The organism is Mesorhizobium sp. IMUNJ 23232 (genome assembly GCF_044326205.1).
Taxonomy (GTDB): domain Bacteria; phylum Pseudomonadota; class Alphaproteobacteria; order Rhizobiales; family Rhizobiaceae; genus Kumtagia.
In genome coordinates, this window is sequence record NZ_JBIRCY010000051.1 from 41,729 (window position 1) to 52,006 (window position 10,278).

Annotated in this window: 9 protein-coding genes; 7 read left to right on the forward strand and 2 right to left on the reverse strand. The window is 64.2% G+C overall.

Annotated features, from left to right (window positions below; all coding sequences use genetic code 11):
* The first annotated feature begins 112 nt into the window (after positions 1-112).
* Positions 113-820, forward strand: a complete 708-nt coding sequence (locus ACH196_RS28755; protein WP_396650271.1) for a response regulator — start codon at positions 113-115, stop codon at positions 818-820.
* Between the two features lie 172 nt (positions 821-992).
* On the opposite strand, the gene ACH196_RS28760 is transcribed toward ACH196_RS28755, so the two are convergent.
* Positions 993-3,152, reverse strand: coding sequence for a calcium-binding protein (locus ACH196_RS28760; protein ID WP_396650272.1), 2,160 nt, complete (start codon positions 3,150-3,152; stop codon positions 993-995).
* Positions 3,153-3,424: 272 nt separating this feature from the next.
* On the opposite strand from ACH196_RS28760, the gene ACH196_RS28765 reads away from it, so the two are divergent.
* On the forward strand, positions 3,425-4,159 hold the full coding sequence (locus tag ACH196_RS28765; protein WP_396650273.1) for a cation transporter: 735 nt from the start codon (positions 3,425-3,427) through the stop codon (positions 4,157-4,159).
* A 32-nt stretch (positions 4,160-4,191) separates the two neighbouring features.
* Here the strand turns inward: ACH196_RS28765 and ACH196_RS28770 are convergent, their stop codons facing one another.
* A complete protein-coding gene (locus ACH196_RS28770; RefSeq protein WP_396650274.1) occupies positions 4,192-5,103 on the reverse strand; it encodes an SMP-30/gluconolactonase/LRE family protein in 912 nt (303 codons plus the stop codon).
* 621 nt (positions 5,104-5,724) lie between these two features.
* Between ACH196_RS28770 and ACH196_RS28775 the strand changes: the two genes are divergently transcribed.
* The 5 genes from ACH196_RS28775 to ACH196_RS28795 form a co-directional block, all read left to right on the forward strand.
* Positions 5,725-6,963 (forward strand): phosphopentomutase, encoded by a 1,239-nt coding sequence (locus ACH196_RS28775; RefSeq protein WP_396650275.1) that lies wholly within the window; start codon positions 5,725-5,727, stop codon positions 6,961-6,963.
* Complete coding sequence (gene mutM / locus ACH196_RS28780) at positions 6,956-7,849, forward strand: bifunctional DNA-formamidopyrimidine glycosylase/DNA-(apurinic or apyrimidinic site) lyase (protein ID WP_396650276.1); 894 nt, start codon at positions 6,956-6,958, stop codon at positions 7,847-7,849. Before ACH196_RS28775 ends, mutM begins: the two co-directional genes overlap by 8 nt.
* 32 nt (positions 7,850-7,881) lie before the next feature.
* Complete coding sequence (locus ACH196_RS28785) at positions 7,882-8,655, forward strand: enoyl-CoA hydratase (RefSeq protein WP_396650277.1); 774 nt, start codon at positions 7,882-7,884, stop codon at positions 8,653-8,655.
* Positions 8,656-8,822: 167 nt separating this feature from the next.
* The gene (gene rpsT / locus ACH196_RS28790) at positions 8,823-9,089 is read left to right on the forward strand and encodes a 30S ribosomal protein S20 (protein ID WP_396650278.1); all 267 of its coding nucleotides are present in this window, start codon (positions 8,823-8,825) and stop codon (positions 9,087-9,089) included.
* 878 nt (positions 9,090-9,967) lie between these two features.
* On the forward strand, positions 9,968-10,278 hold a 311-nt coding region (locus tag ACH196_RS28795; RefSeq protein ID WP_396650279.1), incomplete at its 3' end, for a DnaA N-terminal domain-containing protein.

Sequence of the window (10,278 nt, forward strand, 5' to 3'; positions counted from 1 at the left end):
GGCGATGCCGATACCGGCCCGTTTGTAACAATTGTGTCGATCGCCGCCCCGCCTCGGTTGCGTCAAGGCGTCCGGCGGCTATAGCTATGCGTGGTTGCTGACCGGGGGAGGAATGGCCGACATCATCGTTGTCGACGACGACCGGGCCGTGGCGCTGATGGTGGGCGACTATCTCGGCGCCAAGGGCCATGCCGTGCGCGTCGCCCATGACGGCGCGGAACTGCGCGCGGTAATTGCCGCCAAACCCGCCGATTTGGTGGTGCTGGACCTCAATATGCCGGGCGAGACGGGCTTTGCGCTCGCCCGCTGGCTGCGTGAGCATCATGATCTCGGCATCGTCATGCTGACCGGCGCCGACTCGGCCTTCGACAGGGTGGCCGGCCTCGAAGTCGGCGCCGACGACTATATCGCAAAACCCTTCGCTCCGGTGGAGCTGGAGGCGCGTATCGCCGCCATCCTGCGCAGGCGCAATCCGCGCGCCGCCGAGGGCCTGCCCTCGCTGCCGCCGGGCTGCGTGGCGTTCGGCGCCTATGTCTTCGATCCGAAGAAGCGCGACCTCACCGATCCCGCCGGCACGCCCGTCGTGCTGACGCAGATGGAACTCGACCTCGTGGCGGCGTTCGCCGTCCATCCCGGTCGCGTCTTCACCCGCGACGAGCTTCTCGACCTCGCGCCGCCGCGCGGCGATGACCCGTTCGACCGCAGCATCGACAGCCGCATCAACCGGCTGCGCCGCCGCCTCGAAACCGACCCGTCCAAACCGGACCTGATCAAGACACTCCGCGGCGCGGGATATGTCTTTCCCAAGCCGCATTCCTAGAGTGTGACTGACCGGAAAAGGATGAGGGCGGGCGAAACAAATGTTTGCGGCCCGCCCTTGTGCTTCTCTAACGTTTCCAGCCGAGCCTCCGGCCCATGCGTGCATACGCGATTGCACGCGGCAACGGCCGCCGGACACCCGCGGGGTGCCCGGCGGCCGGCGGTTCTCGTGTTCAGATCACCACAAAATCCGCCGCGGTCAGGCCGGGCTCGCCGCTCAGCGTGGCGAACTTGACGTTGCCGAAGGCGGCACCCGAGCCGTCAGCGTCGTAATAGAGCGCGCCGGTGTCGGAGTTGTAGATGATGCGGTCGTTGGCGTCCTTGGCGGCGACGGCGATGTCCTTGAAGGCGGAAGCGGCGAGCGCGCCGGTCGCGATCAGGGCGGTGAAGATGCCGTTCTCCAGATGGATCGTGTCGCCGGCCACGCTGTAGTCGGTGATGGTGTCGACATTGGTTGCCGCATCGAGCGCCGCGTTGAAGACGAAGATATCCGCGCCGGCACCGCCGGTGACAGTGTCGTTGCCGCCATAGCTCTTGAACACATCGGCTCCACCGCCGCCCGACAGCACGTTCACATTGTTGTCGCCGAACAGGGAATCGTCGAAGCTCGAACCGGTCAGGTTCTCGATCGACGAATAGCTGTCGCCGTCGGCGTCGCCGCTGTTGATGGCGGGGTTGGCAAGGCTGGCGATCACACCCGCGCCGGCGCCCGCATAGGAGGCGGTGTCGCTGCCGGCGCCGCCGATCAGGGTGTCCGCTCCCGTCCCGCCGATCAGCACGTCGTTGGCGTCGTCGCCATGGAGCGTGTCGTCGCCGCCATAACCCTTGATCGTGTCCTGGCCATTGCGGCCACGGATGACGTTGACGGCATTGTCGCCGTTGACCGCATCGTCATGGGCCGAGCCGACCAGGTTCTCGATCGAGGCATAGGTATCATCGGCCGCCTCGCCGCTGTTGATCGACGGATTGGCCAAGCTGGCGACCACCGCGCTGGTGGCATTGGCATAGGACGCCGTGTCGATGCCGTCGCCGCCGTTAAGATGGTCGGCGCCGAGCCCGCCTTTGACGATGTCATTGCCTTCGCCGGCATGGATAGTATCACCGCCGCCGAGCCCGCTGATCGTGTCCGCAACGTCACCGACCGAACCGTAAATCGTCTCGCCGTAGTCGGTGCCGGAGATCGAGCCGTCGCGCGGGTCGAGGATTTTCACCACCACGCCGCCCTGGTCGCCATCGCCGGTGCCGTCATTCATGTCCGTCCAGGTGAAGACCAGCCGCCCGTCGGCCAGCACGTCGATGGACGGCCGATTCTGGGTGCCGTTGTCCGTGTTGACGTTGAATTCGCCGCCGACACGCTGGCCGCTGGCGTCGAAGATCGAGCCGCGAATGTTGCTGAACCCATAGTAGACGACGGCAAACCCGCCACTCGGAAGGGCGACGAGGTCCGACTCGTTCTGGTAGCCGGTGACGAGCTGGTTTACCTGGAACTCGGCGCCAAGCGCGTTGCCTTCATTGTCGAAAACGCGCCCGAACACCGCCGATTGGTCGTTGTCGGTCTTGGTCTGGCTCTCGTCCGTCCACGTCACGACGAAGCCGCCGTTCTTCAGCGCGACGATTGCCGGCTCGCTGTTCGACGACATTGCCGTCTGCGAGACGGCGACCTGGCGAATGCTGCCGTCGGCCTGACTCACCCGCACCTCGATGTTGCCGGTGCTGTCGTTGTCATAGGCCACTGCATGCTGGCCGTTGCTGAGGAAGGCCAACTCCGGCTCGTCCCAGAAGGCGGAAGTCGAGTTGTAGTCGACGCCGTCGGGATTGCCGTCCGAGTCGTAGTTGAAAACCGAGTGGCCATTGGCATCGAGCTTGTCCACCAGGATAGCGAATCCACCATCGGACTTGGCGACGACGGACGGGCCGATAAAGTTGACCGAGGCGCTGGGAATCCAATGGGCAATGTCCGACAGAGGCTGACCGTCGGCCGAGAACTGTTTCCAGCCGATCGCCTGGTCGGTCGAAGTCGAGCCGAAACCGTCTTCCCAGACGACGATGAAGGATCCGTCCTCCAGTACCGCCACGTCGGGGTGCTGCTGCACGCCCTCCGGCGAGAGCGAGTTGACGATCTCGTCGTCGCCGACCTTCTGGCCGGCGGCGTCGTAGCGCTGCATCTTGATGCAGGAGGCGCTGCCGTCGCCGCCATGCAACTGGTTGGAGTCGTAGTCGGTCCAAACCACCACGAAGCCGCCATCCTTCAGCGCGGCGACCGAGGAATCGGTCTGGTTGCCGGTAATGTTGTTGTTGATGAGCGCTTCCGCGCTCCAGGTCGAAACGGCCATGGTCAAATCCCGTTCTGTTGTTGGAGGGCCGCACGACGCGGCCCGATCGGGGCGGTGACCTAGGAACGGTTTGTTTCAACGATTTGTCGCGCTTGACGGGAATCCTGCTCCCTTCGTTTCAACTCTGTCGTGAACCGGCCGGGCGACATCGGCCCGAAACACAGCCTGAAACCTCCGCGACACAACTGAAACGATAAGGCCCGGTCGAGGCAAATCCGGGCAACATCACACCTTCATCAGCACGGCCAGGACCACGGGAGGGTTTTGGACCGATGCGAACCGATACGCCTTGCACACGCAACGACACGCAACAGATCGTGCGGACGGCGCGCCATGCGCTGCTGGCGGCAGCGCCCGGCCTGGTGCTGACGGCGATTGCCGCGGCGAGTTCCACATCGCTGACCATCCGCGCCGATCTGGCGCTGACCTTCCTCGACATGACCGCCCTGGTGTCGGTGTGGGTTCTGGCCGAGCGCCGGCACCGGCGATCGGGCGGCAGTTCCAGCCATGCGCGCGGCGAGACGATCGCCAGCGCGCTGGTAGCGCTGTGCATGACGCTTTCGATGACGATCGTGGCGATCGTCGCTGTTCAGAGGATCATGGCCGGCGGGATGGTGCCGCAGGGAGGCGGCGTCATGCTGGGGGCCGCACTCAACGTCGTCTATGGAGTGATGAATTTCTGGATCCTCCGCCGCTGGAGGGCGCGGGGGCGCGACGCCCCATCCGCGCTGGTCCGCTCGCAGATCTGCCTGTTCTCCGACAAGCTGTCGTCGAATGTGCTGATCGCGGCCGCCCTCGTCGCGACCATAACGCTCGGCGACACGGCCTTGGCGCGTTTCATCGATCCCGTCGCCAGTCTGCTCATCGCGGCCGCGACGGCGCGCTGGGCGATCCCGGTCGTTCGCGAGACAGTGCTTGCCATGCGAACCGCGCTGCGCAGGTCGGCGCGCTCCGCCGCGCTGGCGAAGCGGAGGGCTAACCGGCGGCCCGCCGCGGAAAGCCTGTAGCTCTACGAGGCTGTCTGGGAACCGACGAGGGCCTAATAGGTCTTCGCGCCGTTCACCATCAGGCGGACGCTGTAGAGCGAGGTCGTGCCACATATATAAAGCACGTTGCGTTTCGGCCCGCCGAAGACGACGTTGGCGACGCCTTCCGGCACCTTGACCTTGCCGATCAGCGTGCCGTCCGGATCGTAGCAGTGGACGCCGTCGGCCGCGCTCGTCCAGATGCGGCCGTCGGAGTCGAGGCGGAAACCGTCGAACAGCCCGGCCGTGCACTCGGCGAACACCCGGCCGCCAGACACCTTGCCGGCCTCATCGACGTCGAAAACCCGCATATGGGCGGGGTGGTGTGCACCATGGGTGCGGCCGGTGTCGACCACGTAAAGCTGGCGCTCATCGAGTGAAAAGGCGATACCGTTCGGCCGAACCATGTCGGTGATGACAGCCTCGACGGCGCCCGTTCCCGGATCGACGCGATAGACGTAGCAGGCGCCGATCTCGCTCTCGGCCTTGTCGCCCTCATAGTCGGTCTCGATGCCATAGGCCGGATCGGTGAACCAGATCGAGCCGTCGGAGCGTACCACCACGTCGTTCGGCGAATTCAGCCGCTTGCCGTTCCAGCGGTCGGCGATGGTGGTGATCGAACCGTCGAACTCGGTGCGGCTGACGCGCCTGCCGCTATGCTCACAGCTCACCAGCCGGCCCTGCCGGTCCGTGGTGTTGCCGTTGGTATTGCCGCATGGCTCGCGGAAGACGCTGACGCCGCCATCGGTCTCGTCATAGCGCAGCATGCGATTGTTGGGGATGTCGGACCAGACCACGTAGCGCCCGGCGGCGAAATAGGCCGGGCCTTCCGCCCAGCGGCATCCGGTGAAGAGCTTGTCCACCTGAGCGCTGCCGTTGAACAGGCGCGCGAAGCGCGGGTCGAGAATCTCGTGATAGGTGCCCATGGTCCTCCCTCGTGTCAGTGCCGGTCCGGGCATATCGGCATCCGCCGACACGCCCGCCGCCCGCGGATTTTGCGTGGCCACCGATATTCCCGAGATCCGGCAGGCTTGCAAGCGGCAACCTTTCGGCGGCCGCGCTCAAAATTGAGCCCTGTTCCCTTGGAAAATCCGACGCCTTCCGAGCCCGCTGAACCGGCGAGGATCAGCCGTCGCCTCTCAGGGGCAAGGCCGCCGGCCGCCGGAATCACAAAGGTTCATTGTCGACCGGGTCTCCATAGGATCGACACCGAGGCTGACGACCCTCGACAGAAGGACACCGAAACAAAGCGCGAGCAGCAGGACCGCGCCGATACGCACAACAGACATGTGGCATTCCCTCGAACTGGACATGCCCTCTTTTGCGCCATCGGTCCTGAACCCAGGCCGGCTGGCCCGTTCAGCCTCAGTTCAAACACCTTTATGAAATGTTAATTCAAATATTTCCGACCGCATTCCCGGCATCTGGTTTCCGACACCGTTAACGCAATGGGTAGAACATGGCGGATTCGTCCCCGGTGCCGCCATTTGCCATTCCTTTGCGCCAGTCCTATGTGTAGCAGCCTGTTCCCTCCGGGCCGAAACATCATGGCGCGCGCCTTCCTCTTCGTTCTCGACTCCTTCGGCATAGGCGGTGCGCCCGACGCTGAGCGCTTCGGCGATGATGGCTCCGACACGCTCGGCCATATCGCGCGGGCCGCGGCTTCCGGGGCCGCCGACCGCCAGGGTCTGCGCAGCGGCCCGCTGGCCTTGCCGGTGATGGCATCGCTCGGGCTCGGCCAGGCGGCGCGCGTCGCCGCCGGCGAGGACCCGTTCCCATTGGCGAAGCTTGCCGAGGGCGCATTCCACGGATCGGCGCAGGAATTGTCTAACGGCAAGGACACGATCACCGGGCACTGGGAGATCGCCGGCGTGCCGGTGCCCTTCGCCTGGGGCTATTTTCCCGAAACCGTGCCTGCCTTCCCGGCCGAGCTGGTCGAGGCGATCATCCGCGAAGGCGAAGTTCCCGGCATCCTTGCCAATTGCCACGCATCGGGAACCGAGGTCATCGAACGCTTCGGCGAGGAACACGTCAGGACCTGCAAGCCGATCTGCTACACGTCGGTCGATTCCGTCATCCAGATCGCCGCGCACGAGCAGCATTTCGGGCTCGAAAGGCTGCTGGCGCTCTGCAAGACCGTGCGAAAACTGGTCGACCCGCTGAACATCGGCCGCGTCATCGCCCGGCCTTTCGTCGGCGAGACCGCCGCAACCTTCGAGCGCACGCCGAACCGCAAGGATTTTGCCGTCCCGCCGCCGGAGCCGACCATTCTGGACCGCGTGGTCGCGGCCGGCGGACGCACGCTGTGCATGGGCAAGATCGGCGACATATTTACCCATCGCGGCGTCAGCGAAGTGCGCAAGGCCGCGGGAAATCTTCCGCTATTCGACAAGACGCTTGTCGCGATGGACGACGCCGGCGACGGTGATTTGGTCTTCGCCAATTTCGTCGATTTTGACACCGAGTTCGGCCATCGCCGCGACGTCGCGGGTTATGCGGCAGCGCTCGAAGCCTTCGACCGGCGGCTGCCGGAAGCAATCGCAAAACTCAGGCAAGGCGACCTGCTATTGCTGACCGCCGACCATGGTTGCGACCCGACCTGGCGCGGCACCGACCATACGCGCGAGCGCGTACCGATCTTCGGCATGATCCCCGGCGGTGTGGGCGGTTCGGTCGGCCTGCGAAAAACCTATGCCGATATCGGCGAGACAGTCGCCGCGTATCTCGGCCTGGACAAGGGTGCGCACGGCACTTCCTTCGCGGAGATCATTGCCGCGCATGCCTGAACTGCCGGAAGTCGAGACGGTGCGGCGCGGGCTGCAGCCGGTCATGGAGGGCGCGCGCATCGACCGCGTCGAGCTTCGCCGCAAGGATCTGCGCTTTCCATTTCCCGAGCGCTTCGCCAAAAGGCTTGCCGGCCGAACGATCACCTCGCTCGGCCGCCGCGCCAAATATCTGATCGTCGAGGTCGAGGATGGACCGGCGCTGATCTGCCATCTCGGCATGTCCGGCTCGTTCCGCATCGAGCGCGACGAGGAACCAGCCGCCCTGCCCGGCCAGTTCCAACACGAGCGCTCGAAGGCGGCGGCGCACGACCACGTCGTGTTCCACCTCGCCCAACCTTCCGGGAACCCGGCACGGGTCATCTTCAACGACCCTCGCCGCTTCGGCTTCATGCTGTTTGCCGAGGATGGCGCGAACAACCATCCAATGCTCCTCGGCCTCGGCCCGGAGCCGACAGGCAATGCGCTCGACGGCGCCATGCTGCGCGACCTGCTCATCGGCCGCATCGCGCCGCTGAAGGCCGCGCTGCTCGACCAGCGCACCATCGCCGGCCTCGGCAACATCTATGTCTGCGAGGCGCTGTGGCGCGCAAAACTCTCGCCGATGCGCGCCGCCGGCACGATCGCGGTCAAGGGCAAGCAGGCTTTCGCGCGCAGCGATGCGCTGGCCATGGCGATCCGCTCGGTCATCGCCGAAGCCATCGAAGCCGGAGGATCGTCGCTGCGCGACCATATCCAGACGGACGGCTCGCTCGGCTATTTCCAGCATTCGTTCTCGGTCTACGACCGCGAGGGCGAGCCCTGCTTGCGCCCCAATTGTCCCGGCCATATCGAGCGCGTGGTGCAATCCGGCCGCTCGACCTTCTATTGCCGGTCCTGCCAGAAATAGCTTACTCGGTTGGCGCGAACGGGAGAGATCACATGGCTTATCAGGACATCATCGTCGAGACGCGGGGCAAGGTCGGCCTGATCACGCTCAACCGCCCCAAGGCGCTCAACGCGCTGAACACCCAAGTGCTTTCGGAACTGCTGGTCGCCGTGCAGGCGTTCGAGGCCGACGCCAAGATCGGCGCGCTGGTGCTGACCGGCTCGGAAAAAGCCTTCGCCGCCGGCGCCGACATCAAGGAGATGCAGTCGGCAACCTATGCGGAGATGTATCTCGCCGACTTCTTCAGCGGCTGGGAACAGTTCACGCGGCTGCGCAAGCCGATCATCGCGGCGGTCGCGGGTTATGCGCTGGGCGGCGGCTGCGAGCTCGCCATGATGTGCGACTTCATCATCGCCGCCGATACGGCAAAATTCGGCCAGCCGGAAATCACGCTGGGCGTCATGCCCGGCATGGGCGGCTCGCAGCGGCTCACCCGTTTCGTCGGAAAATCCAAGGCCATGGATATGTGCCTGACCGGCCGGATGATGGATGCGGCGGAAGCCGAGCGTTCAGGCCTGGTGTCGCGCGTCGTGCCGGCGGGCGAGCTGATCGAGGAGGCGCTGAAGGCCGCAACCAAGATCGCCGGCTTCTCGCTGCCCGCCGTGATGATGACCAAGGAGGCGGTCAACCGCTCCTACGAGACGACGCTTGGCGAAGGGTTGCGCTTCGAGCGGCGGCTGTTCCACTCGCTGTTCGCCTTCGAGGACCAGAAGGAAGGCATGGCCGCCTTCGCCGAGAAGCGGTTGGCGAATTTCCAGAACCGCTAAACCGGCACGGTTTGCGGCGGGCCGAGAACTCTGCGAAACCACGTTGACGGAATTGGAAAGCTCGACTATAAGCCGCGCCAGTCAGGGCGGCCTTTGGCTGCCCGGAATTTTTTGTGCTCCGGACGATCCCGTTCGAGCGCCCACCATTAAGACACGAAAGAGGCATCATGGCCAATACGTCCTCGGCCAAAAAGGCTACGCGCAAGATCGCCCGCCGGGCCGCGATCAATAAGAACCGCCGCTCGCGCGTCCGCACCTTCGTCCGCAAGGTCGAAGAGGCTCTTGCTTCCGGCGACAAGGCCGCGGCAGCCGCCGCCTTCCAGGCGGCACAGCCCGAATTGATGCGCGCCGCCACCAAGGGCGTGCTGCACAGCAACACCGCTTCGCGCAAGGTTTCGCGCCTCGCGCAGCGCGTCAAGGCGCTTTCCGCCTGACCTGAAACAGCATTTTCCAGCGACGTTGCGACCCGGCCTTCCAGGCCGGGTTTTTGTTTGTCGTCGAAGCCCTGCCCGTGCTATTTTTTAGGCGCGCCGGAGGTGACGTTGCGGCACGCTCAAAAGTACCGTCGCGTATCTCTTTTTACTAATGTTCATCTTGGCCGATTATGACGTTCATAAATTTGCCACAGGCATTTTTCCCTTTAGAAATCAGTCTCTTGGCTTGTATTTATCCACAGGATATCCCCAAGCATCAAACCGGTCTCCGGGCTTGCGTTTTTGTCAAGTAGATTCTTTTAAATTATTTCGCCGGCGCGCTTGTTTGCAGGGTGATTTGGATAAGATTTTGAATCACAACGCATTGGCTTCAGCATTCCATTGGATGGCGCCCGAAATAGGAGTTTTCGTTGCCGGCAAAGTTTAAAAAACAGTTTATACGTCCCTTGCGAGAGCCCCCTTTGGTTCGTTAATGTCTGCCCATCGATAAGACGGGCTTGCGGCCAACCAATCCTGACAAAGCGGCGGGATGTGTGACACGGGTGTTTTCCGTGCGCGTAGAAGGTATGCGTCTTTCGAGCGATTGACGAGTGGGGTTAGGGGTATCGCAGACGAGTTCGCTTCGGTCTCGGCCGGGGGGAGGTGTTTATTGCCGCGCGGTGAAAGCGCGGTGTCGTCCGGCCATGGGCCGAAACAGAAGATGCGGGCGGTTTGCGCTGCGGCGCGCGAACCATACGAGGCTTGCCGATGCGGGTACGGGTGGGGACCTGGGCACGGCAGCGAAGGGAGACGAGGTGGACCAAATGCAAAGCAGCGTCGAGAGGAAAGCCAGGACGGGCTTTCTTTTGCCTATGAATCTCATCGAGGAAAATAACAGCATGGCGGCATCCAGCGGCGTGGACGGCGTGTTCGAACGCGTGAAGACGCAGTTGAAGGCCCGGCTGGGGAGCGAGGTCTATTCGAGCTGGTTCGCCCGCATGAAGCTCGCGGAGACCGCCAAGGGGCTTGTGCGCATCTCAGTGCCGACGGCTTTCCTGCGGTCGTGGATCAACGGCCATTATCTCGACCTTGTGCTGGATATCTGGAAGCAGGAAGACCCGGACGTGCTCAGGGTCGAGTTCGTGATCCGCAGCGCGACGCGCCCGGCGCCGGCGATGGCCGACGGCGATGCGCGCGGCCCGCGCAAGGC

Excerpts from the sequence above, each read along its gene's own strand:
- ACH196_RS28785 (WP_396650277.1), top strand. The coding sequence starts at position 7,882 with ATGGCTTATCAGGACATCATCGTCGAGACGCGGGGCAAGGTCGGCCTG.
- ACH196_RS28765 (WP_396650273.1), top strand. The coding sequence starts at position 3,425 with ATGCGAACCGATACGCCTTGCACACGCAACGACACGCAACAGATCGTG.
- ACH196_RS28770 (WP_396650274.1), bottom strand. The coding sequence starts at position 5,103 with ATGGGCACCTATCACGAGATTCTCGACCCGCGCTTCGCGCGCCTGTTC.
- mutM (WP_396650276.1), top strand. The coding sequence starts at position 6,956 with ATGCCTGAACTGCCGGAAGTCGAGACGGTGCGGCGCGGGCTGCAGCCG.
- ACH196_RS28775 (WP_396650275.1), top strand. The coding sequence starts at position 5,725 with ATGGCGCGCGCCTTCCTCTTCGTTCTCGACTCCTTCGGCATAGGCGGT.
- ACH196_RS28760 (WP_396650272.1), bottom strand. The coding sequence starts at position 3,152 with ATGGCCGTTTCGACCTGGAGCGCGGAAGCGCTCATCAACAACAACATT.
- rpsT (WP_396650278.1), top strand. The coding sequence starts at position 8,823 with ATGGCCAATACGTCCTCGGCCAAAAAGGCTACGCGCAAGATCGCCCGC.
- ACH196_RS28755 (WP_396650271.1), top strand. The coding sequence starts at position 113 with ATGGCCGACATCATCGTTGTCGACGACGACCGGGCCGTGGCGCTGATG.